Annotated in this window: 25 protein-coding genes; 8 read left to right on the top strand and 17 right to left on the bottom strand. The window is 65.2% G+C overall.

What is annotated here, in order from left to right; translation table 11 throughout:
- Positions 1–177: 177 nt before the first annotated feature.
- The 8 genes from pstB to rlmE all read right to left on the bottom strand — a co-directional run bounded on the left by pstB (position 178) and on the right by rlmE (position 9,134).
- The gene (gene pstB / locus ACLSSQ_RS06990) at positions 178–954 is read right to left on the bottom strand and encodes a phosphate ABC transporter ATP-binding protein PstB (protein WP_014238067.1); all 777 of its coding nucleotides are present in this window, start codon (positions 952–954) and stop codon (positions 178–180) included.
- A 69-nt stretch (positions 955–1,023) separates the two neighbouring features.
- Complete coding sequence (gene pstA / locus ACLSSQ_RS06985) at positions 1,024–1,962, bottom strand: phosphate ABC transporter permease PstA (protein WP_130458759.1); 939 nt, start codon at positions 1,960–1,962, stop codon at positions 1,024–1,026.
- Positions 1,963–1,964: 2 nt separating this feature from the next.
- Positions 1,965–2,888 carry a phosphate ABC transporter permease subunit PstC gene (gene pstC / locus ACLSSQ_RS06980; protein ID WP_050804318.1) on the bottom strand — a complete coding sequence of 308 codons (924 nt, stop codon included), beginning with the start codon at positions 2,886–2,888 and terminating at the stop codon, positions 1,965–1,967.
- Between the two features lie 123 nt (positions 2,889–3,011).
- Positions 3,012–4,004, bottom strand: a complete 993-nt coding sequence (locus ACLSSQ_RS06975; protein ID WP_014238070.1) for a PstS family phosphate ABC transporter substrate-binding protein — start codon at positions 4,002–4,004, stop codon at positions 3,012–3,014.
- A 238-nt stretch (positions 4,005–4,242) separates the two neighbouring features.
- Positions 4,243–5,598 (bottom strand): phosphoglucosamine mutase, encoded by a 1,356-nt coding sequence (gene glmM / locus ACLSSQ_RS06970; protein WP_416244148.1) that lies wholly within the window; start codon positions 5,596–5,598, stop codon positions 4,243–4,245.
- Between the two features lie 24 nt (positions 5,599–5,622).
- Entirely contained in the window at positions 5,623–6,447 is an 825-nt protein-coding gene (gene folP, locus ACLSSQ_RS06965; RefSeq protein WP_416244147.1) for a dihydropteroate synthase, read from the bottom strand.
- Positions 6,448–6,526: 79 nt separating this feature from the next.
- Positions 6,527–8,410, bottom strand: coding sequence for an ATP-dependent zinc metalloprotease FtsH (gene ftsH / locus ACLSSQ_RS06960; RefSeq protein WP_014238073.1), 1,884 nt, complete (start codon positions 8,408–8,410; stop codon positions 6,527–6,529).
- A 91-nt stretch (positions 8,411–8,501) separates the two neighbouring features.
- Complete coding sequence (gene rlmE / locus ACLSSQ_RS06955; protein ID WP_014238074.1) at positions 8,502–9,134, bottom strand: 23S rRNA (uridine(2552)-2'-O)-methyltransferase RlmE; 633 nt, start codon at positions 9,132–9,134, stop codon at positions 8,502–8,504.
- Between the two features lie 35 nt (positions 9,135–9,169).
- On the opposite strand from rlmE, the gene yhbY reads away from it, so the two are divergent.
- A complete protein-coding gene (yhbY, locus tag ACLSSQ_RS06950) occupies positions 9,170–9,526 on the top strand; it encodes a ribosome assembly RNA-binding protein YhbY (protein WP_014238075.1) in 357 nt (118 codons plus the stop codon).
- A 16-nt stretch (positions 9,527–9,542) separates the two neighbouring features.
- Here yhbY and ACLSSQ_RS06945 read toward each other — a convergent pair whose 3' ends face one another.
- The 6 genes from ACLSSQ_RS06945 to ACLSSQ_RS06920 all read right to left on the bottom strand — a co-directional run bounded on the left by ACLSSQ_RS06945 (position 9,543) and on the right by ACLSSQ_RS06920 (position 16,623).
- Complete coding sequence (locus ACLSSQ_RS06945) at positions 9,543–10,034, bottom strand: DUF4149 domain-containing protein (protein WP_416244146.1); 492 nt, start codon at positions 10,032–10,034, stop codon at positions 9,543–9,545.
- A gap of 96 nt (positions 10,035–10,130) precedes the next feature.
- The gene (gene greA / locus ACLSSQ_RS06940) at positions 10,131–10,607 is read right to left on the bottom strand and encodes a transcription elongation factor GreA (protein ID WP_014238077.1); all 477 of its coding nucleotides are present in this window, start codon (positions 10,605–10,607) and stop codon (positions 10,131–10,133) included.
- A gap of 69 nt (positions 10,608–10,676) precedes the next feature.
- Positions 10,677–13,883 (bottom strand): carbamoyl-phosphate synthase large subunit, encoded by a 3,207-nt coding sequence (gene carB, locus ACLSSQ_RS06935; protein WP_014238078.1) that lies wholly within the window; start codon positions 13,881–13,883, stop codon positions 10,677–10,679.
- A gap of 3 nt (positions 13,884–13,886) precedes the next feature.
- Positions 13,887–15,035, bottom strand: coding sequence for a glutamine-hydrolyzing carbamoyl-phosphate synthase small subunit (gene carA / locus ACLSSQ_RS06930; protein ID WP_416244145.1), 1,149 nt, complete (start codon positions 15,033–15,035; stop codon positions 13,887–13,889).
- A gap of 247 nt (positions 15,036–15,282) precedes the next feature.
- The gene (gene dapB, locus ACLSSQ_RS06925) at positions 15,283–16,089 is read right to left on the bottom strand and encodes a 4-hydroxy-tetrahydrodipicolinate reductase (protein ID WP_014238080.1); all 807 of its coding nucleotides are present in this window, start codon (positions 16,087–16,089) and stop codon (positions 15,283–15,285) included.
- Between the two features lie 3 nt (positions 16,090–16,092).
- Positions 16,093–16,623, bottom strand: a complete 531-nt coding sequence (locus ACLSSQ_RS06920; RefSeq protein ID WP_130459285.1) for an outer membrane protein assembly factor BamE — start codon at positions 16,621–16,623, stop codon at positions 16,093–16,095.
- A gap of 94 nt (positions 16,624–16,717) precedes the next feature.
- On the opposite strand from ACLSSQ_RS06920, the gene fur reads away from it, so the two are divergent.
- Genes fur through ACLSSQ_RS06905 form a run of 3 tightly spaced genes read left to right on the top strand, consistent with a single transcriptional unit; the run spans position 16,718 to position 18,717 of the window.
- Entirely contained in the window at positions 16,718–17,188 is a 471-nt protein-coding gene (fur, locus tag ACLSSQ_RS06915; protein WP_014238082.1) for a ferric iron uptake transcriptional regulator, read from the top strand.
- Between the two features lie 52 nt (positions 17,189–17,240).
- Positions 17,241–17,807 carry a TMEM165/GDT1 family protein gene (locus ACLSSQ_RS06910; protein WP_416244144.1) on the top strand — a complete coding sequence of 189 codons (567 nt, stop codon included), beginning with the start codon at positions 17,241–17,243 and terminating at the stop codon, positions 17,805–17,807.
- A gap of 58 nt (positions 17,808–17,865) precedes the next feature.
- Complete coding sequence (locus ACLSSQ_RS06905) at positions 17,866–18,717, top strand: substrate-binding periplasmic protein (protein ID WP_416244143.1); 852 nt, start codon at positions 17,866–17,868, stop codon at positions 18,715–18,717.
- On the opposite strand, the gene ACLSSQ_RS06900 is transcribed toward ACLSSQ_RS06905, so the two are convergent.
- From ACLSSQ_RS06900 to ACLSSQ_RS06890, 3 genes are all read right to left on the bottom strand, one after another.
- The gene (locus ACLSSQ_RS06900) at positions 18,648–19,436 is read right to left on the bottom strand and encodes a putative metalloprotease CJM1_0395 family protein (protein WP_416244142.1); all 789 of its coding nucleotides are present in this window, start codon (positions 19,434–19,436) and stop codon (positions 18,648–18,650) included. The two genes, ACLSSQ_RS06905 and ACLSSQ_RS06900, sit on opposite strands and share 70 nt — an antisense overlap.
- A gap of 97 nt (positions 19,437–19,533) precedes the next feature.
- Positions 19,534–21,189, bottom strand: a complete 1,656-nt coding sequence (recN, locus tag ACLSSQ_RS06895; RefSeq protein WP_416244141.1) for a DNA repair protein RecN — start codon at positions 21,187–21,189, stop codon at positions 19,534–19,536.
- Positions 21,190–21,192: 3 nt separating this feature from the next.
- On the bottom strand, positions 21,193–22,071 hold the full coding sequence (locus ACLSSQ_RS06890) for an NAD kinase (RefSeq protein ID WP_014238087.1): 879 nt from the start codon (positions 22,069–22,071) through the stop codon (positions 21,193–21,195).
- A gap of 128 nt (positions 22,072–22,199) precedes the next feature.
- Between ACLSSQ_RS06890 and hrcA the strand changes: the two genes are divergently transcribed.
- The 4 genes from hrcA (at position 22,200) to ACLSSQ_RS06870 (ending at position 25,969) form a co-directional block, all read left to right on the top strand.
- On the top strand, positions 22,200–23,228 hold the full coding sequence (gene hrcA / locus ACLSSQ_RS06885; RefSeq protein WP_130458770.1) for a heat-inducible transcriptional repressor HrcA: 1,029 nt from the start codon (positions 22,200–22,202) through the stop codon (positions 23,226–23,228).
- On the top strand, positions 23,228–24,331 hold the full coding sequence (gene hemH / locus ACLSSQ_RS06880; protein ID WP_416244140.1) for a ferrochelatase: 1,104 nt from the start codon (positions 23,228–23,230) through the stop codon (positions 24,329–24,331). The genes hrcA and hemH overlap by 1 nt, the downstream gene beginning before the upstream one ends.
- A gap of 61 nt (positions 24,332–24,392) precedes the next feature.
- The gene (gene trxC / locus ACLSSQ_RS06875; RefSeq protein WP_416244139.1) at positions 24,393–24,836 is read left to right on the top strand and encodes a thioredoxin TrxC; all 444 of its coding nucleotides are present in this window, start codon (positions 24,393–24,395) and stop codon (positions 24,834–24,836) included.
- Between the two features lie 65 nt (positions 24,837–24,901).
- Positions 24,902–25,969: an FG-GAP repeat domain-containing protein gene (locus ACLSSQ_RS06870; protein ID WP_416244138.1), complete on the top strand. Its 1,068-nt coding sequence runs from the start codon at positions 24,902–24,904 to the stop codon at positions 25,967–25,969.
- The last annotated feature ends 37 nt before the right edge of the window (positions 25,970–26,006 follow it).

Here is a 26,006-nt window from a genome sequence, read left to right as displayed (position 1 = left end):
AGGTGAAGCGCCCCCAAAACGGGAGTGCATAAAACTTTTTAATTATATCTTTTAGAAGACTCCCGGGTCAATGCAAAACCGGAGATACCGGATGCGCCGCAAACCAAGAAAAACGGCCGGGAAGGCCGGCCGTTTCTATGATTTATGGCAAATTCCGCCACTCGCAAAAAAGGACAATCAACCGAAGCGGCCGGTGATGTAGTCCTCGGTCTGCTTCTTCTGGGGCTTGATGAAAATCTGGTCGGTGATGCCGAACTCGATCAGTTCCCCCAGGTACATGTAGGCCGTGAAGTCGGAAACCCGTGCCGCCTGCTGCATGTTGTGGGTAACGATGAGGATGGTGACCTTTTCCTTCAGCTCGGACACCAGCTCTTCGATGCTGGCGGTGGCAATGGGGTCCAGGGCGGAAGTGGGCTCGTCGAAGAGCAGCAGTTCGGGATCGGTAGCCAGGGCCCGGGCGATGCACAGGCGCTGCTGCTGGCCGCCGGAAAGATTGAAGGCCAGATCGTCCAGGCGGTCCTTCACCTCGTCCCACAGGGCCGCGCCGCGCAGGGCCTCCTCCACCTTCTCGTCGAGCACGGTGCGCTTCTTCTCGCCGCGCACGCGCAGGCCATAGGCAACGTTCTCGTAGATGGACTTGGGGAAAGGATTGGGTTTCTGGAACACCATGCTGATCCGCATGCGCACTTCGATGGGATCCACCTTCTCGGCCAGCAGGTTGGTCTGGTCGGGGAAGAAGTTGATGGCGCCCTGATAGCGGTTACCCGGGTAGAGGTCGTGCATGCGGTTGAAGCAGCGCAGGAAGGTGGATTTGCCGCAGCCGGAAGGGCCGATCAGGGCCGTCACCTTCTTCTCGTAGACCGGCATGTTGAGACCCTTGAGGGCATGGAAGCCGCCGTAGAAGAAATTCAGGTCCTTCGCTTCGGCCTTGACGATCGGGGTTGCAGTGGTCATGGATTAATTCCTGTTGGAGCGCCTGTTAAAGGCAGGCACGGTCAATTCGATAGAGGGCGAGGTCCGGCCTTACCACTTGATGTTCTTGCGCAGGCGATAGCGGATCCAGATCGCCAGGGCATTCATGGTCAGGGTCATCAGCACCAGGACGAAGCCGGCAGCGGCCGCATTCTGGTGGAAGGCCTCTTCGGGACGGGAGGTCCAGTTGAACATCTGGATCGGCATCACCGTAAAGGGGGCGAAGACCCAGTCGAAGGGACCGGCCATGGGCTCGCCGGTGAAGGGTGCCGGCGGCAGGAAGGCAATGAAGGTCAGGGCGCCGATGGTGATGATGGGCGCCGTCTCGCCGATGGCCCGGGCCATGCCGATGATGACCCCGGTGAGGATGCCGGCGGAGGAATAGGGCAGGATGTGATCCCGCACCACCTGCCACTGGGTGGCACCGCAACCGTAGGCACCTTCCCGCACATAGATGGGAATGGCGCGGATGGCCTCCCGGGTGGCGACGATGACCACCGGCAGGATCAAGAGGGCCAGGGTCAGACCGGCGGAGAGGATGCTCTGGCCGAAGCCGAACTGATAGACGAAGATGCCCAGGGCCAGCAGGCCATAGACGATGGAGGGCACGCCGGCCAGGTTGGTGACGTTGATCTCGATGATGTCGGTCATCAGGTTCTTCGGCGCGTATTCCTCCAGGTAGACCCCGGCGGCCACGCCCAGGGGCACGGCGGCCAGGGCGGTGACGATCATCACCAAGGTGGAGCCCACCCAGGCGGAGAGGATGCCCGCCTGCTCCGGACGACGGGAGGGGAAGTTGGTGAAGAAATCCACCGACAGGCGGGGACCGCCTTCCACCACCATCTGGGCAAAGAGGGAAACGAAGGTCAGCACGCCCAGCATCAGGGCGCACAGGCCGAGCAGGGCGAACAGGAGATCCCAGCGCTTGTGGCGCGCGATGATGCGGCGGATTTCCTGCAGACGGGCAGCAACGACAGCGGTATCGCTCATGATCAGTAAGCCTCGCGGAACTTCTTGCGCATGATGTGACCGATGACGTTGAAGAACAGGGTAATCAGCATCAGGGTCAGACCCGCGGCGAAAATGGTCTGGTAGCCCACGGAACCGTGGGGCAGGTCGCCCAGGGCCACCTGGACGATGTAGGCGGTGATGGTGGCCGCCGGCTCCAGGGGATTCCAGGTCAGGTTGGGCTGCATGCCGGCGGACACGGCCAGGATCATGGTCTCGCCCACCGCCCGGGAGATGCCCAGGATGTAAGCGGCGGCCAAGCCGGAAGTGGCGGCGGGCGCTACCACCTTGACCGCCGTCTGGAAGCGGGTGGCGCCCATGGCGTAGGAGCCCTCACGCAGGCTCATGGGCACGGCGCGCATGGCGTCCTCGGCCACCGAGCTGACGTAGGGCACGATCATGATGCCCATGACGATGCCGGCGGACAGCAGGTTGAAGCCGGGCAGATCCGGGTAAATCTGCTGCAGCAGCGGGGTGATGAACATCAGGGCGAAGTAGCCGTAGACGATGGTCGGCACGCCGCCCAGCAATTCAAGGAAGGGCTTGGCGATTTCGCGCACCTTGAAGGGGGCGAATTCGGAAAGGTAGATGGCGATGATGGTCCCCAGGGGAATGGCCACCAACAGGGCCACACCGGAGCTCACCAGGGTGCCGGAAACCAGGGGCAGGATGCCGAAATGGGCATCGTCAAACAGAGGCGTCCACTGGGTATCGGTGAGGAAGTCGATGAGGGGCACGTGGTCGAAGAAGACCAGGGACTCCTTCACCAGGATAAAGACGATCCCGGCCGTGGTCGCCACGGAAACCAGGGCTGCCGCCAGCAGGATGAATTCAATGATGGTTTCGCGCAGGTGGCGGGTACGCCGCCGCACGAAACGCTCGCTCACATGGTCAAGGGGTACGGCCACAGGCGCATCCGATACAAGGGTGGAAGACATAACGGGATTTTCGGGGCTCATTCTAATGGAGTCCGGCAGGGCCGGGGCTCAAAAAAGGCGGCCCGCCGCAACGGGCCGCCCTGCTGCAACAGCTTAGAGTTGAGCTTCGCGCTTGATCAGTTCTTCGATCTTCATGCCGACAGCTTCAGTGCCACCGAAGACGGTGCCGGCCTTCTTCTTGGCCAGGCGTTCCCGGTTGGCTTCATACACCTTGCCGGGCAGGGCCACGTACTTCACTTCCTTGACCAGCTTGGGGGCGTTCTTCAGGTAGAACTCGACGAACTCCTTGACCTCGGGCTTTTCCAGGGACTTGGCGTTCACGTAGATGAAGATGGGACGGGACAGGGGAGCGTAGGAACCGTTCTCCACGGTCTCGGGGGAAGGCAGGACGCCGCCCTTGCCGTTGTCGATGGACACGGCCTTCAGCTTCTTCTGGTTTTCGATGTAGTAGGCGTAGCCGAAGTAGCCCAGGCCGCCCTTGTCGCGGGAAACGCCCTGCACCAGCACGTTGTCGTCTTCAGAGGCGGTGTAGTCGCCGCGAGAGGACTTGGCCTTGCCGACCACGGCTTCGGTGAAGTAGTCGAAGGTGCCGGAATCGGCGCCGGGACCGTAGAGCTTCAGGGGCACGTCCGGATAGGCCGGGTTCACCTGGTTCCAGTTGGTGATCTTGCCCTGGGCGGCGGGTTCCCAGATGGCCTTCAGTTCGGCCACGGTCATGTTCTTGATGAAGTTGTTCTGGGGATTGACGATGACGGTCAGGGCGTCATAGGCAATGGGCAGTTCGTAGTAGGCAATGCCCAGTTCCTTGCAGGCGTCCATTTCCTTCTTCAGGATGGGACGGGAGGCATTGGAAACGTCGGTCTCGCCGCGGCAGAACTTCTTGAAACCGCCGCCGGTGCCGGAAATACCCACGGTCACCTTGATGGCGTTCTTCTTTTCCTTCTGGAAATCCTCGGCCACCGCCTCGGTAATGGGATACACGGTGGAAGAACCATCCACCTTCACCAGTGCGGACTGGGCGTGGGCGATACCGGAAACGGCCAGGCCGGCAAGACCCAGGGCAGCGGCGATTTTGGCAAATTTCATCAGGTTTTCTCCTTGGAGGGGTTACACGCATAAGACGGTGCATTTCACTACTCTGCGGAGTCTACCTAGCCACTATTACACTTCCGTTACATCGCTGTAATAAATCCGGACCGCCCCCCTCTTCCACCGGAAAGGCCAGCCAAGATCAAGCAAAGACGGGCATCTTCGCCATGCCATGGCCAGGATGCCCGCCCTTCCTGCCTCCCCGGGATAGCCCCGGGAAGAATACCGCCCTGCCTTATTCGCCGACGGCCTGGCGCACGGCACCGGCCAGGTTCTCCGCCAGACGGGCGATCAGCTCGCCGTCCCGGCCCTCCACCATCACCCGCAACAGGGGTTCGGTACCGGAAGCGCGCAGCAGCACCCTGCCCCGCCCGTCCAGCTCCGCCTCCACCGCCCGCTGGGCCGCGGCAATGGCCGGACTGTCCTGCCAGGGGAAGCCCTTGGGCATGGGCACGTTGATCAGTTTCTGCGGATACAGCACCAGGTCGCCGAGCAGGGCCTTGAGGCTGCCGCCCTGCTGGCGCAGGGCCGCCAGCACCTGCAGCGCCGCGATGATGCCGTCGCCGGTGGTGTGCCGGTCGAGGCAGAGGATGTGGCCGGAATTCTCGCCGCCGTAGAGCCAGCCGTTCTGCACCAGCTTTTCCAGCACGTAGCGGTCGCCCACGGCAGCCCGGGCGAAGGGAATGTCCAGGGCCTTGAGGGCATCTTCCAGGGCCAGGTTGGTCATCAGGGTGCCGGCCACGCCGGCCACCGGGCCCAAAGCCTGGCGACCGCGGACGATGGCGTAGAGCAGCTGGTCGCCGTCGTAGACGTTGCCCTCCCCGTCCACCATCACCAGCCGGTCGCCGTCGCCGTCCAGGGCGATGCCCAGGTCGGCCCGCTGGCCCAGCACCGCTTCCTTGAGGGCCTTGGGCGCCGTGGCGCCGACGGCGGCGTTGATGTTGAGGCCGTCCGGACGGTTGCCGATGGCCACCACGTCCGCCCCCAGCTCGTGGAAGACGTCCGGCGCAATGTGGTAGGCGGCACCATGGGCGCAGTCCACCACGATCTTCAGGCCGCGCAGGTCCAGGTCGTTGGGGAAGGTGCTCTTGCAGAATTCGATGTAGCGACCCCGGGCGTCGTCGATGCGCCGGGCCTTGCCCAGGCGGTCCGAGGGCACGCAGCCCATGGGCGCTTCCACGTCGGCCTCGATGGCATGTTCCACCGCATCCGGCAGCTTGGTGCCCTGGGCCGAGAAGAACTTGATGCCGTTATCGTAGAAGGGGTTGTGGGAGGCGGAGATGACGATGCCGGCCTGCAGCCGCAGGGCCCGGGTCAGGTAGGCCACCGCCGGGGTCGGCATGGGCCCCACCAGGCAGACATCGACGCCGGCGGCGGAAAAACCGGCCTCCAGGGCTGCTTCCAGCATGTAGCCGGAAATCCGGGTGTCCTTGCCGATCAGCACCGCCGGACGCTCGCCGGCGGGCAGCCCGTCCTGGGCCACCAGCACCTGGCCGGCGCTGTAACCCAGGCGCATGGCGAAATCCGGCGTGATCGGCGCTTCGCCGACGCGGCCCCGCACACCATCGGTACCGAAATATTTTCTGCTCATGGTTGTCCTCGTAACTTTCAGTGTTCAGGCGGCCACGGCCTGCCAGACGGTCAGGGCGTCCCGGGTGGCGGCCACGTCATGCACCCGCAGGATGCGGGCACCGCGCTGGGCAGCCAGGAGATGGGCCGTCACGCTGGCCGCCAGCCGCTCTGCCACGGGCTTGCCGGTGAGGGCGCCCAGCATGGTCTTGCGCGACATGCCGGCGAGAACGGGCAGGCCGTCCACCGTGGTTTCCGGCAGGTGGCGCAACAGGGCCAGGTTGTGTTCCAGGGTCTTGCCAAAGCCGAAGCCCGGGTCCAGCACCAGGCGCTCGTCGGCGATGCCGGCGGCCCGGACAGCGGCAACCCGCCGGGCCAGGAAATCCCGCACCTCCGCCACCACATCGCCGTAGCTGGGCTGCTGCTGCATGGTGCGGGGTTCGCCCTGCATGTGCATGAGGCAGAGGCCGCAATCGCTGTCGGCCACGGCCTCCAGGGCGCCGGGATAGCTCAGGGCAGCGATGTCGTTGATCATGTCGGCGCCGGCCGCCAGCACGGCCCGCATCACTTCCGGCTTGTAGGTATCCACCGAGAGGGGCACGCCACAATCCTTGAGGGCCGCCAGCACCGGCAGCAGCCGCTCCAGTTCCTCTTCCGCGGTGGCCGGGATGGCACCGGGACGGGTCGATTCGGCCCCCAGGTCCAGCATGTCGGCACCGGCCGCAATCTGGGCCCGGGCGTGGGCCACGGCCCGTTCTGCATCGGTGGCCAGGCCGTCGCCGGAAAAGGAGTCGGGGGTGAGATTGACGATCCCCATGATCAGGGGCCGTTCCAGGGAAAGGGTGAATTTCCCGCAGCGCAAAAGGGACATGTGGACAGCAGACAAAAGAAAAGGCCGGAAGGATGATCCTCCCGGCCCCGTATTGTAACGCCTGGCAACCAGGCCGTGATCAGGCCGTGGCGGCAGCGCTGGGCGCAGCGCCCGGGGAATTGCTGTCGGCGGACGACTTGGGCGGCGTCTGGGGCGCCTTGGGCGGGCGCGGTTCCTTGCCTTCCATGATGTCGTTGATCTGGTCTGCGTCGATGGTTTCCCACTCCAGCAGGGCGGCGGTCATGGCCTCCACCTTGTCCCGGTTGTCTTCCAGCAGCTTGCGGGCAAGGCCGTACTGCTGGTCGATGATGCGGCGGATTTCCTTGTCCACCAGCTGCATGGTGGCTTCGGAAACGTTCTTGTGGGTGGTGACGGAACGGCCGAGGAACACTTCACCTTCGTTCTCGCCATAGACCATGGGGCCCAGGGCGTCGGTCATACCATAGCGAGTGACCATGTCCCGGGCCATCTGGGTGGCCCGCTCGAAGTCATTGGAAGCGCCGGTGGTCATCTGGTTCATGAACACCTCTTCGGCGATGCGGCCGCCGAAGAGAATGGCGATGCGGTTCATCAGATATTCCCGGTCGTAGGCGTAACGGTCTTCCACCGGCAGCTGCATGGTGACGCCGAGGGCCCGGCCCCGGGGAATGATGGTGACCTTGTGCACCGGGTCGGCCTTGGGCAGCAGCTTGGCGACAACGGCATGGCCGGACTCGTGGTAGGCCGTGTTGCGCTTTTCTTCCTCGCTCATAACCATGCTGCGGCGCTCGGCGCCCATCATGATCTTGTCCTTGGCCTTCTCGAAGTCCTCCATGTCCACCAGGCGCTTGTTGCTGCGGGCGGCAAAGAGGGCGGCTTCGTTCACCAGGTTGGCCAGGTCGGCACCGGAGAAACCGGGGGTGCCGCGGGCCACGATGTCGGCACGCACGTCACCGGCCACCGGCACCTTGCGCATGTGCACCTTGAGGATTTCCTCCCGGCCGCGGATGTCGGGCAGGGGTACCACCACCTGGCGGTCGAAACGGCCCGGGCGCAGCAGGGCGGGGTCGAGCACATCGGGACGGTTGGTGGCGGCGATGACGATGATGCCGGTATGGCCCTCGAAACCGTCCATTTCCACCAGCAGCTGGTTCAGGGTCTGTTCCCGCTCATCGTTGCCACCGCCCAGGCCGGCGCCACGCTGGCGACCGACGGCGTCGATTTCGTCGATGAAGATGATGCAGGGGGCGTGCTTCTTGGCGTTTTCGAACATGTCGCGGACCCGGGCCGCGCCCACGCCGACGAACATTTCAACGAAGTCGGAACCGGAGATGGAGAAGAACGGCACCTTGGCCTCGCCGGCAATGGCTTTGGCCAGCAGGGTCTTACCCGTACCCGGGTTGCCCACCATCAGCACGCCCTTGGGAATGCGGCCGCCCAGCTTCTGGAACTTGGAGGGGTCCCGCAGGAAATCCACAAGCTCGGACACTTCTTCCTTGGCCTCGTCGCAGCCGGCCACGTCGGCGAAGGTGACGGTGTTGTTGGATTCGTCCAGCATGCGGGCCTTGGACTTGCCGAAGGAAAAGGCGCCGCCCTTGCCGCCGCCCTGCATCTGGCGCATGAAGAAGACCCAGACGCCGATGAGGAGCAGCATGGGGAACCAGCTGACGAAGATGCTCATCAGCATGGAAGGTTCTTCATCCGGCTTGGCCTCGATCTTGACGCCGTACTTGAGCAGGTCGGAAACCAGCCAGATGTCGCCCGGCGAATAGGAAGTGACGCGCTTGCCTTCCGTCGTGGTGGCCTTGAGGGTGCGGCCTTCCATCACCACCTTGTTGATACGACCAGCCTTCACCTCGTCGATGAACTGGGAGTATTCCATGGAGTTCTGGGCAACCTGACGGTTGTTGAACTGATTGAACACCGTCATCAGGACCAGGCCAATCACCAGCCAGATGGCCAGGTTTTTAAACATGTTGTTCAAGTGTGCTCCTCTCGCCGCTCAACGGCGGCTAAACCTCGAATGCCACGAATGGTCCATTCTAAACCGAAAGCCGGTCTGACAGCAGGCGGGGCTATACGGACCCACCATGCTTGAGACGCCGGCCGAGCAGATAGAGTTCCGGACTGCGATCCCGGGACGACTTGGGCTTGCGTGTCGCCACCACCTCGAAGGTCTCCCGCATGGCCGCCAGGAACTCGTTGAAACCGCTGCCCTGGAAGACCTTGACGAGGAATGCACCATCCGGCTTGAGGTGCTCCCGGGCGAATTCCAGGGCCAGTTCGCACAGATAGATGGAGCGGGCCTGATCGGAAACGTTTACACCCGATATATTGGGGGCCATGTCCGAAAGTACAAGCCCCACCTGGCGCCCCGCCAGGCGCGACTCGAACTCCCGCAGCACCGATTCCTCGCGGAAATCCCCCTGCATGAAGTCCACCCCGGCGATACCCTGCATTTCCAGAAGGTCGATGGCGAACACCTTGCCGCCCTCCCCCACCCGCTGCACGGCCACCTGGCACCAGCCGCCGGGGGCCGCCCCCAGGTCCACCACCACCTCGCCGGGCTTGAGGAGTTTGTCCTTGTCGTCGATCTCGAGCAGCTTGAAGGAGGCGCGGGAACGCCAGCCCTCGGCCTTGGCCCGATGGACAAAATGATCATTGACGTGTTCTTGCAGCCACGCCTTGCTGGTCTTGGAACGTGCCATCCAGTAGAATCCGCGTTTTGAATCAGGTGCTTCCTATGCTTTCCCTCAATGCCGACCAGCGCCGCGCTCTGCGAGCCCGTGCCCATTCCCTCGACCCCGTCGTCAGCATCAGCCAGAACGGCCTCTCTGAAGGGGTGATGAAGGAGATCGACGCCTCCCTGAAGAGCCATGAGCTCATCAAGGTCCGGGTGTACAACGACAACCGGGAAGAACGGGAACAGTTCCTCCAGGAAATCTGCCAGCAACTCGACGCTGCCCCGGTGCAGCACATCGGCAAACTGCTGGTACTGTGGCGCCCCACTCTGGACGCCGCCGGCAAGCCGGTCAAGGCCGCCCCCCAGCGCCGTCCCCGCTCCGCCCCCCGCCGCACCAAGCGCAGCTTCCAGGCCTGAACAGGCACGCCGGTGGTCAGGCCACAGCAGGCCGCCGGCTCTCCACTCCCCCCAGCATCACCAGAATCAGCCCCGCCATACTCTGCAGCAGGTAGAGGGCGCTGGACAAGGCATGCCAGAAGGCGAACTCCGGCCCCAGGGACGCCACGTCCGGCGGCAAGGGAGGCAATAGGGCCTTGATGCCGGCAATCACCGGCTGCAGCCAGAACAGCTGGGCCGCCGCCAGCAGCCACAACACCGACAGCAACAGCAGACGCAGCCGCCGCTCGCGACCGGCCGCCTGGGTGCGACGCACATAAGCCAGGAGCAGGATGCCGGCCACCATGCCGATCCAGCCGACGATGAAGAACAGCTTGCCCGCCACTTCCCCGGCCACCAGCCTGGGCAGGCTGGCGAACAGCACCGGCGCGGCCAGGTAACCCACCGCCCACAGGGCACCGACCCAGAGGACCAGCAGTCCGCGGCAGAGCGCGGTGGCCAGGCGGGACAGGACGGCAGGCTTGGTCATCTTTGGTTCAAGACAAAAACCAAGGCCCTGCCACCCCTGCCAGGACAGCGGCAGATCGGTTGAACAGGGCCCGGAACATGATGGGTTACGCCGGACTTATTCGTAACGCACGTCGAGGATTTCATACTCCCGCAGGCCGCCCGGGGCCTGCACCTGGGCGATATCGCCGGCATACTTGCCGATCAGGGCGCGGGCCAGGGGGGAGTTGAAGGAAATTTTGCTTTCCTTGATGTCCGCCTCATCCTCGCCCACGATCTGGTAGGTCACCTGGGCACCGGAATCCTGGTCCTCCAGATCGACGGTGGCGCCGAAAACGCAGCGTCCGTCCGCATCCAGGGCCTGGGGATCGATGATCTGGGAATGGGAAAGCTTGCCTTCCACTTCCTGGATCCGGCCCTCGATGAAGCCCTGGCGCTCCTTGGCGGCATCGTACTCGGCATTTTCCGAGAGGTCGCCGTGGGAACGGGCTTCGGCAATGGCGGCAATGACATTGGGCCGATCCACCGTCTTCAAGCGGTGCAGTTCGGCGCGAAGTTTCTCGGCGCCCTTAACGGTCAGAGGAATCTTGCTCATAGCGCGTCTATCAAAGCAAAACCGCCGGCGCCCCGATGGGGCGTTCCCGGCGGCGAGGGTTAGGATTGATCAGGAAATCTGGGCGTGCAGCGCCTGGATGGGATAAACCACCAGTTCGCCACCCTGGCGGATACCGGCGGCAGCAGCCTCGGCACCCCAGATGGTGGTGTACATGGTGACCCGGGCGGCCAGTCCGGAAGTCCGGATGGAGCGGGAATCGTTGATGGCCTGGCGCTTCTCGTCCACCGTGTTGATGATCAGGGCAATCTCGTTGTTCTTGATCATGTCCACGATGTGGGGACGGCCTTCGGTCACCTTGTTCACCACGGTCACCGGAATGCCGGCCGCTTCCATGGCGGCACCGGTACCCCGGGTCGCCAGGATGGTGAAGCCGGCAGCGTGCAGGTCACGGGCCACATCCACGGCCTTGGTCTTGTCCGAATCCTTGACGGAGAGGAACACCTTGCCGCCGGTGGGCAGCTTGACGCCGGCCGCCAGCTGGCTCTTGACGAAGGCTTCGGCGAAGGTGGTGCCCACGCCCATGACTTCGCCGGTGGACTTCATTTCCGGTCCCAGGATGGTATCGACGCCGGGGAACTTGACGAAGGGGAACACCGCTTCCTTGACGGAGAAGTAAGGCGGAATCACTTCCTTGGTGATGCCCTGGCTCTTCAGGCTCTGGCCGGCCATGCAGCGGGCGGCGATCTTGGCCAGCTGCAGGCCCGTGGCCTTGGAAACGAAGGGCACGGTGCGGGAGGCGCGGGGATTCACTTCCAGCACATACACGGTGTCGTTCTGAATGGCGAACTGCACGTTCATCAGGCCGCAGACGTTGAGGGCCTTGGCCATCAGCTTGGTCTGGCGGCGCAGCTCGTCGGTCACTTCCTTGGTCAGAGAGTAAGGCGGCAGGGAACAGGCGGAGTCGCCGGAGTGCACGCCGGCCTGTTCGATGTGTTCCATGACGCCGCCGATGATGACTTCGTCACCGTCGGACAGGGCATCCACGTCCACTTCGCAGGCGTCGTTCAGGAAGCGGTCCAGCAGCACAGGAGAGTCGTTGGAGACCTTCACCGCCTCGCGCATGTAGCGCTCCAGGTCGGACTGCTGATGCACGATTTCCATGGCCCGGCCGCCCAGCACGTAGGAGGGGCGGACCACCAGGGGATAGCCGATTTCCTGGGCCAGGGCCAGGGCGTCGGCTTCGTTGCGGGCGGTACGGTTGGGCGGCTGCTTCAGGCCCAGCTCGTGCAGCAGCTTCTGGAAGCGCTCCCGGTCTTCGGCCGCGTCGATCATGTCGGGGCTGGTGCCGATGATGGGTACGCCGTTGGCCTCCAGGTCCCGCGCCAGCTTCAGCGGGGTCTGGCCGCCGTACTGGACGATGACGCCGACGGGCTTCTCCACATTGACCACTTCCAGCACGTCTTCCAGGGTCAGGGGCTCGAAGTACAGACGGTCGGAGGTGTCGTAGTCGGTGGACACGGTCTCCGGGTTGCAGTTGACCATGATGGTCTCGTAGCCATCTTCGCGCATGGCCATGGCGGCATGCACGCAGCAGTAGTCGAACTCGATGCCCTGGCCGATGCGGTTCGGGCCGCCGCCCAGGACCATGATCTTCTTCTTGTCGCTGGGCTGGGCCTCGCACTCGTCCTCGTAGGTGGAGTACATGTAGGCCGTGTTGGTGGCGAATTCGGCGGCGCAGGTATCGACGCGCTTGAACACCGGGCGCACGTTGAGGGCGTGGCGACGCTCCCGCACGGCGGTCTGGGTGGTGGCCAGCAGCTTGGCCAGGCGCTTGTCGGAGAAGCCGCACTTCTTCAGCACCAGCAGCTCTTCCCGGGACAGCGAATCGACGCTGCGGCCGGCCAGGGACTTGGCCTTCAGGTGCAGATCCTCGATCTGGGCCAGGAACCAGGGGTCAATGTGGGTCAGGCGGTGGATCTCGTCCAGGGTCATGCCGATGCGGAAGGCATCGCCCACGTACCAGATGCGCTCGGGGCCGGGTTCGGCCAGTTCGGTCTCGATCACTTCCCGGTCGGTGGTCTTCTCGTCGAAGCCGTCCACACCCACTTCCAGGCCGCGCAGGGCCTTCTGCAGGGATTCCTGCAGGGTGCGGCCGATGGCCATGACCTCGCCCACGGACTTCATCTGGGTGGTCAGGTGGAAATCGGCGGTGGGGAACTTCTCGAAGGCGAAACGGGGCACCTTGGTGACCACGTAGTCGATGGAGGGCTCGAAGGAGGCCGGGGTCTTGCCGCCGGTGATCTCGTTGGCCAGCTCGTCCAGGGTGTAGCCGACAGCCAGCTTGGCCGCCACCTTGGCGATGGGGAAGCCGGTGGCCTTGGAGGCCAGGGCGGAGGAACGGGACACCCGGGGGTTCATCTCGATGACGATCATGCGACCGTCCTTCGGGCTGATGGCGAACTGCACGTTGGAGCCGCCCGTATCAACGCCGATCTCGCGCAGCACCGCGATGGAGGCGTTGCGCATGATCTGGTATTCCTTGTCCGTCAGGGTCTGGGCCGGGGCCACGGTGATGGAGTCACCGGTATGCACGCCCATGGGGTCCAGGTTCTCGATGGAACAGATGATGATGCAGTTGTCCTTGCTGTCGCGGACCACTTCCATCTCATACTCTTTCCAGCCGATGAGGGACTCTTCGATGAGCAGTTCCTTGGTCGGCGAGGCTTCCAGGCCCCGTTCGCAGATGGTGACGAACTCTTCCTTGTTGTAGGCGATGCCGCCGCCGGAGCCGCCCAGGGTGAAGGAGGGACGGATGATGGCCGGGAAGCCGATCATGGCCTGCACCTGCAGGGCCTCTTCCATGGAGTGGGCCACGGCGGAACGGGCGGAGCCCAGACCGATCTTGGTCATGGCGGCCTTGAACTTCTCCCGGTCCTCGGCCTTGTCGATGGCTTCCTCGGAAGCGCCGATCAGCTCGACGCCGAACTTCTCCAGCACGCCGTGCTTGGCCAGGTCGAGGGCGCAGTTCAGCGCGGTCTGGCCGCCCATGGTGGGCAGCAGGGCGTCGGGACGCTCCTTTTCGATGATCTTTTCCACCACCTTCCAGGAGATGGGCTCGATGTAGGTCACATCGGCCGTTTCCGGGTCGGTCATGATGGTGGCGGGGTTGGAGTTCACCAGGATGACCCGGTAACCCTCGGCCTTCAGGGCCTTGCAGGCCTGGGCGCCGGAATAGTCGAACTCGCAGGCCTGACCGATGATGATCGGGCCGGCGCCGATGATGAGAATGCTCTTAATGTCTGTGCGCTTGGGCATGAGTTACTTTCCCTCGGCCTTTTTGTCTTGCATCAGCTTGATGAAACGGTCGAACAGATAGGCCACATCGTGGGGGCCCGGGCTCGCCTCGGGGTGGCCCTGGAAGGAGAAGGCCGGCACGTCGGTGCGGGCGATGCCTTGCAGGGAGCCGTCGAACAGGGACACATGGGTCGCCCGCACATTGGCCGGCAGGGTGTCCGCATCCACGGCGAAGCCGTGGTTCTGGCTGGTGATCAGCACCTGGTTGGTGTCCAGATCCTTGACCGGATGGTTGGCACCGTGGTGGCCGAACTTCATCTTCAGGGTCTTGGCGCCGGAAGCCAGGGCCAGCAGCTGGTGGCCCAGGCAGATGCCATAGGTGGGCACGCCGGCCGCCAGGATTTCACGGATGGCGGTGATGGCGTAGTCACAGGGCTCGGGGTCGCCGGGGCCATTGGAGAGGAAGACGCCATCCGGCTTGTACCTCAGCACCTCGGCCGCAGGAGTCTGGGCCGGCACCACGGTGACGTCGCAGCCGCGGGCAGCCAGCATGCGCAGGATGTTGGTCTTGACGCCGTAATCGTATGCCACCACCTTGAACTTGGCGGCGGGGGCGGCGGCGTAACCCTTCAGGGTCCACTCGCCTTCGCTGAACTGGTAGGGGGAATCGACGCTGACCACCTTGGCCAGGTCCATGCCGGCCAGACCCGGGAAAGCGCGGGCTTCGGCCAGGGCCTTGGCTTCGTCGGCCACGCCGGCGATGATGCAGCCGGCCTGGGCGCCCTTTTCGCGCAGGATGCGGGTCAGCTTGCGGGTGTCGATGCCGGCGATGGCAACGACGCCATGCTGCTTCAGATAGTCGGGCAGGGTCTGCTCGATACGCCAGTTGGAAGCGCGGATCGGCAGGTCGCGGATAACCAGGCCGGCGGCGAAGTTGGCGCGGGACTCGAAGTCCTCCGCATTGCAGCCGGTGTTGCCGATATGGGGATAGGTGAGGGTGACAATCTGACGGCAGTAGGACGGGTCGGTCAGGATTTCCTGGTAACCGGTCATGGCCGTGTTGAACACCACTTCACCGCTGGTGGTGCCCTCGGCACCGATGGCGTAACCGCGGAACACGGTGCCGTCGGCCAGGGCAAGCAGGGCGGGCGAAAAGGCAGGAAGCAGGGACACAAAAGACTCCGGGCGGCGAATTCGTGGTACTCGTGACGCGCTGTCGGACCCCGGACAGCCCTGCCGCCACACAGGCAGGACCGGTTTCACCGGGGTACATACGCAAAGCGGGATGGGCTCAGCGCCCTCCCGCTTTCACGAATTGATTTTTTAACCGCACTATTATAGCCGACTGCCCCCTTTTGGGGCAATCGCGGCGCAGCACTTCACGGCCTAGAGCGGCTTCGCGGCCGACTCCGGAGGAGACTCAGCGCAGGCCCAGCACGTCCTGCATGTCGAACAGGCCGTTCTTCTTGCCCGCCAGGAAGCGGGCCGCCCGCAGGCTGCCCAGGGCGTAAGGCATGCGGCTGCCGGCCTTGTGGGCGATCTCCACCCGTTCGCCGGTGCCGCAGAACATCACGTTGTGGTCGCCGACGATGTCGCCGCCGCGCACGGTGGCAAAGCCGATGGTGGAAGGATCCCGTTCGCCGGTGACGCCTTCGCGGCCGTAGATGGCGCATTCCTTCAGGTCCCGGCCCAGGGCATGGGCCACCACTTCGCCCATGCGCAGGGCGGTGCCGGAAGGGGCGTCGATCTTGTGCTTGTGGTGGGCCTCGACGATCTCGATGTCGTAGCCCTGATTGAGGATACGGGCCGCCACATCCAGCAGCTTGAACACCAGATTCACGCCCACCGCCATGTTGGGGGCGAAGACGACCGGGATATCCTGGGCGGCGTCGCGGATGGCGGCCTTGCCGGCCTCGTCGAAGCCGGTGGTGCCGATGATCATGGCCACGCCCAGCTTGCGGCACAGGGCCAGGTGCTCCAGGGTGCCTTCGGGGCGGGTGAAGTCGATCAGGCAATCAGCCTGCTTCAGGGCGGCCTCGGCGCTATCCAGCACCTGGATGCCACAGGGCTGGCCCACCAGGTCGCCCGCATCCTTGCCCACAGCAGGGCTACCCGGGCGGTCAAAGGCGGCGCCCAGCACCACTTCGCCATCCTTCAGGGTGGCTTCGATCAACATCCGGCCCATACGGCCGGAAGCCCCGGCCACGGCAATACGCAACTTGCTCATGAATTACAGTCCAACCTTATCCAGCATTCGTCCAAAGAAGCCCCGCTCGCTGTCGGGCGGCGGCGCCTGCACACTTCCGTCCTCGGGAATGGACCCAAGGTCGATCACCTGCTGCCGGGTCGGCGGCACCACGTCACCGCCGGCCTCGCCGGCCTGGGCCGCCACCACGTCGCCGCCGACGCGGGCCAACTTGCCGTCAGCAAAGAAAACGGAGAACTTGCGGGTCTCGGTTTCCCCTGTCTTGCCCTTTTCCAGCCGATAGACGTAATCCCAGCGTTCACCGTGGAAAATGTCCATCAACATGGGCGTCCCCAGGATGTAGCGCACCTGGTCCTTGCTCAGCCCGGGGCGCAGTTGGGCCACCATGTCCTGGGTCAGGACATTGCCCTGCTGCACATCGATTTTGTATTCGGTGACGATACGGGGAACGGAGCATCCGGCGAGCAAGGTCGAGGAAACGACCAGGGCCGAAAGGAAAATCCGGGAACTATGGCGGAAATGGCCATCAAAGGCAGGGATATGGAAGCGACTCATGCGGCAAAACGCTGGATTCCAGCGGTGTCCAAGCAAAGTGAATCGGTATATCATAGCCCAAAAAATCAGACCAACCTATCAAATAGGGTGCGACATGAGCAATTCCCAGAGCCTGAAGAGCATCGGTCTCAAGGCCACCTTTCCCCGACTCAAGATTCTGGACCTGTTCGAAAAGAGCAACGTCCGCCACCTCTCCGCCGAAGACGTCTATAAGCTCCTCATCGCCGAAGGCATGGACATCGGCCTGGCCACGGTTTACCGGGTCCTGACCCAGTTCGAGCAGGCCGGCATCCTGGAACGCCACTTTTTCGAATCCGGCCGTGCCGTCTTCGAAATGAACGAGGGCAAGCATCACGACCACCTGGTCTGCGTCAATTGCGGCCGGGTGGAAGAGTTCTACGACCCCGAGATCGAGCGGCGCCAGAACAAGATCGCCAAGGAACGGGGCTTCGCCATCCAGGAGCACGCCCTCTACCTCTACGCCGAGTGCCTCAAGGAAAACTGTCCCCACCGCAATTCCCCGGAAGCCCACGTGGACAAGCACCACCTGCCCCACGACGCCTGACCCTCCCATTCCTTTGCCATGACGCCGGGGCTTGCCCCGGCTTTTATTTTGTATGGACGCCCTCCTCACCTCCACCCTGCTGGTCGCCCTGGCTGAAATCGGCGACAAGACCCAACTTCTCTCCTTCGTCCTGGCGGCACGCCTGCGCCGGCCCTGGGCCATCATCGCCGGCATCTTCGTCGCCACCGTGGCCAACCACGCCCTGGCCGGCTCCGTCGGCGCCTGGGTCGCCTCCCTGCTGAGCCCGGAAATCCTGCGCTGGTCGGTGGGCATCCTGTTCATCGCCTTCGGCCTGTGGACCCTGAAGCCGGACACCCTGGACGACGACGAGACCCCCAATACCCTGGCCCGCGGCGCCTTCGTCACGGCCCTGATCGCCTTCTTCCTGGCGGAGATGGGGGACAAGACCCAGTTCGCCACGGTGGCCCTGGCCGCCCGCTTCGATTCCCTGGCCGCCGTGGTCCTGGGCACCACCCTGGGCATGATGATCGCCAACGTGCCGGCCGTGCTGATCGGCGAAAAGCTGGCCCATCGCCTGCCTCTGGACTGGATCCGCCGTCTCGCCGCCTTGGTCTTCGTCCTGACCGGCGGCGCCACCCTGCTGACCACCGGCGCTTGACCCCCCAGGAGGGGCGGGGTATAACTTTTGTTCTACATCGTTACGCCTATGCGCCTCCATGGGGTTTTCCCGTCGATCCCTGTCCCGCCATGCGCTGGCCCTGTTCTGCCTGGGCCTGTCGGCTCTCGCCCATAGCGGCGATACGGCCACGGCCGGCCTGCGGGTGGGCCTCATGCACAGCGAACCCTGGGCCTACTACAGCCGGGACGGCGGCGGCGAACGCAAGAGCCAGCTCAGCGGCGTGTTCGTGGACATCAGCCGGGAACTGGCCAGGGAAACCGGCCTCAGCCTGGAACTGAACACCCTGCCCTATGGCCGGGTCGGCAAGGAGCTGCAAAGCGGCGACTGCGACCTGACCTATCTGATCCGCTCCGACGACCGGGATGCCTACGTCGAATACGCGGGCTACCTCTTCAGCTTCCACACCCTGGTGCTGGCCCGCCCCGGCAGCACCCTGCGCAGCTATGACGACCTGCAGGGCCTGCGCATCGGCCTGGTCAAGGACATCCGCCTCAACCCCCGTTTCGACGGCGACGCCGGTTTGAACAAGGTGGAAGTGCGGGACTACGAAACCCTGGTGGACATGTTCCTCAGCGGCCGCCTGGACGCCATCGCCGGCAACAGCATCTCCCTGCACCACCTGCTGCAGAAGCGGGGCTACCCGAGCCAGCCCTGGCCGCGCCTGATGCTGCAGAAGACCGAGGTGTGGGCCCAGATGTCGAAGAAATCCCCCCAGCTCGGCCACCTGCCCCGCATCCGCAGCGCGGTGGAAAAACTGCGCGGCGAAGGCTTCTTCGAGAATGCCGTGCAGCGCTACCGCCCCGCGGCGGAATCCGCGCCTCAGGCGAAGAGATCAACGCGGGAGCGGGAAACGGCCGTTTCCCTGACGCCCACGCTCTCCAGCCGATAGGCCATCTCTCCCCTGGCCCCACCGCCAGAAGCCGCACCGGACGGACCTGCCACGGCAGCCTCGGCCGCAACCGGCGCCGATGCTTGCTCTCCAGACACACCTCCGGTGGAACCGCTTCCCTCCTGGGCCTCAGCCGCCTCGCTTGCCTCTTGCTTCGCCTGCTCGGCCCGGGCGCTGCTCTCCAGCCTGGCGGCGCCTGCCGCCACGCGCCGGTCCTGGGGCGAAGGATCGGCCGGCGCCATGGCGGCGGCTCGGATCTGCTGGGCCTTGGCCAGACTTTCCTCCGGCGTGCGGCCCGGCGAGACATCGATGGAAACCTCTCCCGCCACCGCATACATGCGGCCGTCCGGCCCCTTGTCGTAGGTATAGCTGGCACCGCCCTGGACCAGGGCGCCGCCGGCAGCGATGTGGGCCTGCTCGTGGGCGCGTACCTTGCGGTCCGTCTCCTTCAGCTTTTCCACCTGCCGCTGTTCGTCCTCCGACAGCTCGCTCTTCCCTGCAGCGGCGGCGAAGGGGTTCTTGCCCAGGGACTGGCCGTAGCCCCCGTTCCACTCGGCACCTGAGACCGCCGCGCTACCACTGCCCGACGAGGATCCCCCGCTGCCGCTCTCGGCCGCCTGGGCGCCGCCGGCCGCCGGTCGCTGCACGGGCGCGGCAACGCCTCCCGTGGCGACGGGATAGACACTGGCAATGCCGGAAGCTGAGAGGGAGCCGATCATGGCAGACACTCAAGGCCGCAGCGGGACGACAGCCCCGTTTGCGGGAAAGTAGATTACCTCACCATAGCCCAGGCCCCGGGCCGGGGCCAAGTCGGGCTCAGCCCTGACCGAGCAGTTCCTTGGCGTGCTGCCGGGTGGTGGCGGTAATTTCCACGCCGCCCAGCATGCGGGCGATTTCCTCCACCCGGCCCGACGCATCCAGGGGCGTGACCCGGCTCTTGATGGCGGCGCCTTCCTTGGACTTGGCCACCTGCCACTGCCAGTCGGCCCGGGCCGCCACCTGGGGCAGGTGGGTGACGCACAGCACCTGACGCTCCCGGCCCAGGCGGTGCAGCAGGCGCCCCACCACCTCGGCGACGCCGCCGCCGATGCCCACGTCCACCTCGTCGAAAATCAGGGTGGGGACGCTGGCCTGGCGGCTGGTGACCACCTGGATGGCCAGGCTGATGCGGGACAGTTCGCCGCCGGAAGCCACCTTGGCCAGGGAACGGGCTTCGCTGCCCGCCAGGCCGCCGATGCGGAATTCGATGTTTTCCAGGCCGTGGGCATTGCCGCCGGCCACGGGCACCAGGGCGATTTCGAAACGGCCGCCGCCCAGGGCCAGTTCCTGCATGCCCTGGCTGACCTCGTCGCCCAGGGCCTTGGCCGCCTTGGCCCGGGCCTTGGAGAGCTTGGCCGCATCCTTGTCGTATTGCTGGCGAGCCGCATCCACCCTGGCCTGCAGGGCCGCTAGGTCGCCCGCCTCGCCCAGTTCGGCGAGACGCTGCTGCCAGCGGGACAACAGTTCCGGCAGTTCCTCCGGCAGGGCGCGGAACTTGCGCGCGCAGCCCATGACGGCCTCCAGGCGGCGTTCCACCTCGGCCAGGCGGGCCGGGTCCAGATCCACCCGGTCGGCGTAGCGGCGCAGGGCGCTGACGGCTTCGGCCAGCTCGGCTTCGGCCGACTGCACCAGCTGGGCCACTTCGCTCAGGACCGGATCGTATTCGGCCAGGCCGTCGAGACGGGAGGCCACGGCACGCACCTGGGCTTCGCAAGCCCCTTCCCCTTCGGCCAGCAGGCCCAGGGAAAACTGGGCCCCTTCCAGCAGGGAGGCGGCATGGGCCAGGCGCTTGTGTTCCTGGTTGAGGTTTTCCCACTCGTCGGCGGAGAAGGCCAGGGTCTCCAGTTCCCGCACCTGCCATTCCAGCTGTTCCCGCTCCCGGGCCAGGGCTTCGCCGCCTTCGGCCGCCGCGTCCAGGGAATCCCGGGCGTCGCGCCAGATGCGCCAGGCTTCGCCGACGCTGCGGGCCAGGTCGGCATGGCCGGCATGGGCGTCTAGCAGCTGGCGCTGGGCCTCGCCCCGCAACAGGGACTGGTGGGCGTGCTGGCCGTGGATGTCCACCAGCCATTCGGCGGCCTGCCGCAGTTGCTGCAGGGTGGCGGCAGAGCCGTTGATGTAGGCCCGGGAACGGCCGCCCGCATCCAGGATGCGACGCAGCAGCAGGTCATCGTCAGCGGCGAAGTCGTTCTCCGCCAGCCAGGACTTCAGTTCGGGCAGGGCACGGATATCGAACTCGGCCCCCACTTCGGTCTTCTCGGCCCCGGCCCGCAGCAGGCCGCTGTCGGCCCGCTCGCCGAGGACGAAGGCCAGGGCGTCCACCAGGATGGACTTGCCGGCGCCGGTCTCGCCGGTGAGGGCGCCGAAGCCTCCCTGGAAATCCAGCTCCAGCCGGTCCACCAGGACGAAATCGCGAATGTTCAGACGTTGCAGCATGGTTCAGGGCCCCTTGGGACGTTTGCTCCAGTGGAGCTTCTGACGCAGCATGGCGAAGTAGCTGTAGCCGGGCGGGTGCAGGAAACAGACGTTGTAGGCGGAGCGGCGCATGCGCACGCAGTCGTCGGGACGGATGTCGAAGGCCACCTGGCCGTCGAAGTGCACCCGGGCGTCGGCGGACTGGATCACCCGCAACTCGATCTCGCAGCGGTCCGACACCGTGATCGGCCGGTTGGTCAGGGAATGGGGACAGAGGGGCACCAGGGCGATGCCGCCCAGGGTCGGGTGCAGGATGGGGCCGTTGGCCGAGAGGGCGTAGGCGGTGGAGCCGGTGGGAGTGGAGATGATGAGGCCGTCGGCCCGCAGGTTGTAGATGAACTCGCCGTCGATGAACAGCTCGAATTCGATCATGCGGCCGATGGCGCCCTTGTCCATCACCACGTCGTTGAGGGCCTGGTTGGCGCAGACTTCCTTGCCGTCCCGGATCACCTCGGCGTCCAGGATCAGGCGCTCCTCCGGCACGAAGCGGCCGTCCAGCAGATCTTCCATGCAGGACAGCATGTCGCAGCGGGCAATGTCGGTCATGAAGCCCAGGCGGCCCTGGTTCACGCCCACCAGGGGCACCTTGTAGCGGGCCAGGTGGCGGGCGGCGTTGAGCATGGTGCCGTCGCCGCCGAGGACGATGGCCAGGTCGGCATGGGCGCCGATGAACTGGAAATCGCCGGTCATCCAGCGGCTTTCCCCCACATTGGCGGCCGTATCGGCCTCCACCAGCACCGAGACGCCCCGCTCGCTCAGATACTGGCCGAGGGAACGCAGGGATTCGGCAATTTCCGGGCTGTGGTATTTGCCAATCAGGGCAATGGTGCGGGGAAGTGCCATGGGACGCGAAGGGGAATGGTGACCGGAGCCTTTCATGGCCCGCATTAAACCACAAAACCCCCCGCCCCCGGCGGCACGGCGCGGATGCAACTCCTGGCGGCCCCGGCGATTTTCGGTAAAATCGATTCATGCTCGACAACCGCGCCCGCATCCTGCTCAAGACCCTGGTCGAACGGTACATCGCCGAAGGCCAACCGGTGGGCTCCCGCGCCCTCTCCCGCTTCTCCGGGCTGGACCTGTCGCCGGCCACCATCCGCAACGTCATGGCGGACCTGGAGGAACAGGGTTTCATCGCCAGCCCCCACACCTCCGCCGGCCGCATTCCCACGCCCCGGGGCTACCGCCTGTTCGTGGACAGCCTGCTGGCGGTGCAGCCCCTGCAGGAAAACCAGATCCACGAGATGGAAGGGCAGCTGATCCAGACCCAGCCCCAGCAGCTGATCGGCAACGCCTCCCACCTGCTCTCGGAACTGACCCAGTTTGCCGGCATCGTCGTGACGCCGCGGCGTAAGACGCCGACCATCCGCCAGATCGAATTCCTCGGCCTCTCGGAAAAGCGCATCCTGCTCATCATCGTCACCACCGACGGCGACGTGCAGAACCGCATCCTGCTCACCGAACGGCCCTACTCGCCGTCGGAGCTGACGACGGCAGCCAATTACCTGAACCACAACTACGCCGGCCTGGACTTCGACCAGATCCGCCAGCGCCTCACCGGCGAAATCCAGCAGTTGCAGGACGACCTGAAGATCCTCATGGCCTCGGCCCTGGAGGCCGGCAACCAGGCCTTGAACGACAGCGCCAGCCAGTACGTCATCTCCGGCGAGAAGAACCTGCTGGAAGTGGAGGAACTGTCCTCCAACATGAAGCGGCTGCGGGAGCTGTTCGACCTCTTCGAACAGAAGACCGGCCTGGTGCGTCTGCTCGACATCTCCAACAACGCCGACGGCGTGCAGATCTACATCGGCGGCGAATCGGGCCTGGCGCCCCTGGACGAATGCAGCGTCGTCACCGCCCCCTACGAGGTGAATGGCCAGGTGGTGGGCTCCGTCGGCGTCATCGGCCCCACCCGCATGGCCTACGAGCGGGTCATCCCCATCGTGGACATCACCGCCAAGCTGCTCTCCTCCGCCCTTACCTACCAGGCCAATACCTGATGCCCTTTTTCCGTCCGGAACCCGAATTCAAGCATGGCACCGCCCCCCAGACCGGGGTTCTGCTGATCAACTTGGGCACCCCCGACGCCCCCACGGCGCCGGCCCTGCGCCGCTATCTCAAGGAATTCCTCTCCGACCCCCGGGTGGTGGAGATTCCCCGCCTCATCTGGTGGCCCATCCTCAACGGCATCATCCTCAACACCCGCCCCGCCAAGTCGGCGGCCAAGTACGCCTCCGTCTGGCTGCCCGAAGGCTCGCCCCTGCGGGTACACACGGAACGCCAGGCCAAGCTGCTCAAGGGCGCCCTGGGCCAGGCCGGCCACCGCCTGGTGGTGGATTACGCCATGCGCTACGGCCAGCCCTCCGTGGCCGATGCCCTGGAGCGGCTGAAGCAGCAGAACTGCACCCGCATCCTGCTGCTGCCCCTCTATCCCCAGTACGCCGGCAGCACCTCGGCCACCGCCCTGGATGCGGCCTACGCCTGGCTGCAGCAGAGCCGCAACCAGCCGGAAATCCGCGCCGTGCGCAATTTCCACGACCATCCCGGCTACATCGCCGCCCTGGCCGCCAGCGTGCGCCAGTACTGGGCGGAGAACGGCCAGCCCGGCCCTTCCTACCGTCTCATGCTGAGCTTCCACGGTGTCCCCAAACGCACCCTGGAACTGGGGGACCCCTATCACTGCGAATGCCTGAAGACCGGCCGCCTGCTCAGCGAAGCCCTGGGCCTGCCCAAGGAGCGGGTGGAAATCTGCTTCCAGTCCCGCTTCGGCAAGGCCGAATGGCTGCAGCCCTACACCGCCCCCACCCTGCACCGGCTGGCCAAGGAAGGGGTGGAACGGGTAGACGTCATCTGCCCCGGCTTCACCTCCGACTGCCTGGAAACCCTGGAGGAGATCGCCATGGAGGGCAAGGCCGATTTCCTCGCTGCCGGCGGCAAGACCTACGGCTACATCCCCTGCCTCAACGAGCGGCCGGACTGGATCGAGGCCCTCGCCGACATCGTCACGACGCACCTTTCAGGCTGGCCCACCCGGGAAGCCCCGGACCAGGCGGCCCTGGAGCAAAGCGCCCTGCGGGCCCAGGCCCGGGGCGCCTCCCGCTGACCCCCTCTTGAAGACCGGGGCGGCGTCTCCATATTAGACAAGTCTAATCAAGGAGCCCGCCATGGCCGCCCCCGAATCCCTGCACCTGGTCTGCCCCCACTGTCAGGCCGTCAATCGCCTGCCCACCCAGCGCCTGACCGAACAGCCCACCTGCGGCCGCTGCAAGGCAGCGCTGTTCACCGGCGAGCCCCTGGCAGTCAATAGCGCCGCCCTGGAGGCCCACCTGGGCCGCTCCGACCTGCCCCTGCTGGTGGATTTCTGGGCCCCCTGGTGCGGCCCCTGCCGCATGATGGCTCCCGCCTTCGCCCAGGCGGCCCGGCAACTGGAACCCCATTACCGCCTGCTCAAGCTGGATACGGAAGCCGAACCGGCCATGGCCGCCCGCTTCGGCATCCGCAGCATTCCCACCCTGGCCCTCTTCCGCAGCGGCCGGGAAGTGGCCCGCCAGGCCGGCGCCATGGATGCAGCCAACCTGATCCGCTGGCTGCGCAGCGTGGACGTGTAGAAACGCCTCAACCTTTGCTCCGGGAGGCCGTAGACGAGGTAGCCACCCGCCACCCGGAGCCTCCCATGAAAATCGCCTCTGCCGACGTCCAGATGGCCGCCAGCCATGCCAGCCTGCAACACCATGAAGTCAGCGAAAGCCTGCGCGTCTGGGTCGGCGACCGGCGACCCGACTTCGAAGGCAACGGCGACTTGGCGACAACATCCCCGACATCGCCGGCCACCAGCGTCAGCCTGTCCCCGGAAGCCCTGGCGGCCCAGGCCCAGGACGGGGTGGAGGCTGCCGGCGCCAAGGCCGAAGAGACGCTGGACCCCAAGCTGGCCCTGCTCAAGACCCTGATCGAGTACTTCACCGGCCGCAAGATCGAGCTCCTCAGCCAGACCGATCTCAGCGCCGAAACGGGCACGCTTGCGGCCGGCCAGGCAGCGGGCGGCGTACCGGCCGACGCAGCACCGGCCAAGGCCGGCTACGGGGTGGAATACGACCACCACGAGTCCTACACGGAAATGGAACAGACCACCTTCTCCGCCCAGGGGGTGGTGCGCACCAGCGACGGCAAGGAAATCAGCTTCGACCTCAACCTGGCCATGAGCCGGCTCTACCACGAGGAAAGCAGCGTCAGCCTCCGCGCCGGCGATGCGGTGAAGAAGGACCCCCTGGTGCTCAATTTCGCCGGCACCGCCGCCCAGCTGACCGACCAGCGCTTCGCCTTCGACATCGACAGCGACGGCAAGGACGACATGATCAACTTCACCAGCGGCGGCAGCGGTTTCCTGGTTTTCGACAAGGACGGCAACGGCAGCGCCACGGACGGCGGCGAGCTGTTCGGCACCCGCAGCGGCGACGGCTTTGCCGAACTGGCCGCCTACGACGCCGACCGCAACGGCTGGATCGACGAGAACGACCCCATTTTCGAACAGTTAAGAATCTGGATCAAAGACGGGGCTGGCCGGGACCAGCTACTTTCCCTGGCAGACAAGGGCGTGGGCGCCATCGGCCTGCAACATCTGGCCACCCCCTTCGAGGTGAAGACGGCGCAGAACCGGCTACAGGCTTCAGTGCTGGCTTCCGGCGTGTTTTTACAGCAGAATGGAGGCGTTGGCTCGATCCAACAACTGGACTTGACTGTATAGCGGCAGGACCGACAAATTAAAGCCGAGGACCAAGGGA

This window comes from Azospira sp. APE16 (assembly GCF_047901315.1).
GTDB classification, from domain to species: Bacteria; Pseudomonadota; Gammaproteobacteria; order Burkholderiales; family Rhodocyclaceae; genus Azospira; species Azospira oryzae.
This window is presented reverse-complemented; position numbering and strand designations above follow the sequence as displayed.

Excerpts from the sequence above, each read along its gene's own strand:
- pstB (WP_014238067.1), bottom strand. The coding sequence starts at position 954 with ATGACCACTGCAACCCCGATCGTCAAGGCCGAAGCGAAGGACCTGAAT.
- pstA (WP_130458759.1), bottom strand. The coding sequence starts at position 1,962 with ATGAGCGATACCGCTGTCGTTGCTGCCCGTCTGCAGGAAATCCGCCGC.
- ACLSSQ_RS06975 (WP_014238070.1), bottom strand. The coding sequence starts at position 4,004 with ATGAAATTTGCCAAAATCGCCGCTGCCCTGGGTCTTGCCGGCCTGGCC.
- glmM (WP_416244148.1), bottom strand. The coding sequence starts at position 5,598 with ATGAGCAGAAAATATTTCGGTACCGATGGTGTGCGGGGCCGCGTCGGC.
- folP (WP_416244147.1), bottom strand. The coding sequence starts at position 6,447 with ATGTCCCTTTTGCGCTGCGGGAAATTCACCCTTTCCCTGGAACGGCCC.
- rlmE (WP_014238074.1), bottom strand. The coding sequence starts at position 9,134 with ATGGCACGTTCCAAGACCAGCAAGGCGTGGCTGCAAGAACACGTCAAT.
- yhbY (WP_014238075.1), top strand. The coding sequence starts at position 9,170 with ATGCTTTCCCTCAATGCCGACCAGCGCCGCGCTCTGCGAGCCCGTGCC.
- ACLSSQ_RS06945 (WP_416244146.1), bottom strand. The coding sequence starts at position 10,034 with ATGACCAAGCCTGCCGTCCTGTCCCGCCTGGCCACCGCGCTCTGCCGC.
- greA (WP_014238077.1), bottom strand. The coding sequence starts at position 10,607 with ATGAGCAAGATTCCTCTGACCGTTAAGGGCGCCGAGAAACTTCGCGCC.
- carB (WP_014238078.1), bottom strand. The coding sequence starts at position 13,883 with ATGCCCAAGCGCACAGACATTAAGAGCATTCTCATCATCGGCGCCGGC.
- dapB (WP_014238080.1), bottom strand. The coding sequence starts at position 16,089 with ATGAGCAAGTTGCGTATTGCCGTGGCCGGGGCTTCCGGCCGTATGGGC.
- ACLSSQ_RS06920 (WP_130459285.1), bottom strand. The coding sequence starts at position 16,623 with ATGAGTCGCTTCCATATCCCTGCCTTTGATGGCCATTTCCGCCATAGT.
- fur (WP_014238082.1), top strand. The coding sequence starts at position 16,718 with ATGAGCAATTCCCAGAGCCTGAAGAGCATCGGTCTCAAGGCCACCTTT.
- ACLSSQ_RS06910 (WP_416244144.1), top strand. The coding sequence starts at position 17,241 with ATGGACGCCCTCCTCACCTCCACCCTGCTGGTCGCCCTGGCTGAAATC.
- ACLSSQ_RS06905 (WP_416244143.1), top strand. The coding sequence starts at position 17,866 with ATGGGGTTTTCCCGTCGATCCCTGTCCCGCCATGCGCTGGCCCTGTTC.
- ACLSSQ_RS06900 (WP_416244142.1), bottom strand. The coding sequence starts at position 19,436 with ATGATCGGCTCCCTCTCAGCTTCCGGCATTGCCAGTGTCTATCCCGTC.
- recN (WP_416244141.1), bottom strand. The coding sequence starts at position 21,189 with ATGCTGCAACGTCTGAACATTCGCGATTTCGTCCTGGTGGACCGGCTG.
- ACLSSQ_RS06890 (WP_014238087.1), bottom strand. The coding sequence starts at position 22,071 with ATGGCACTTCCCCGCACCATTGCCCTGATTGGCAAATACCACAGCCCG.
- hrcA (WP_130458770.1), top strand. The coding sequence starts at position 22,200 with ATGCTCGACAACCGCGCCCGCATCCTGCTCAAGACCCTGGTCGAACGG.
- hemH (WP_416244140.1), top strand. The coding sequence starts at position 23,228 with ATGCCCTTTTTCCGTCCGGAACCCGAATTCAAGCATGGCACCGCCCCC.
- trxC (WP_416244139.1), top strand. The coding sequence starts at position 24,393 with ATGGCCGCCCCCGAATCCCTGCACCTGGTCTGCCCCCACTGTCAGGCC.
- ACLSSQ_RS06870 (WP_416244138.1), top strand. The coding sequence starts at position 24,902 with ATGAAAATCGCCTCTGCCGACGTCCAGATGGCCGCCAGCCATGCCAGC.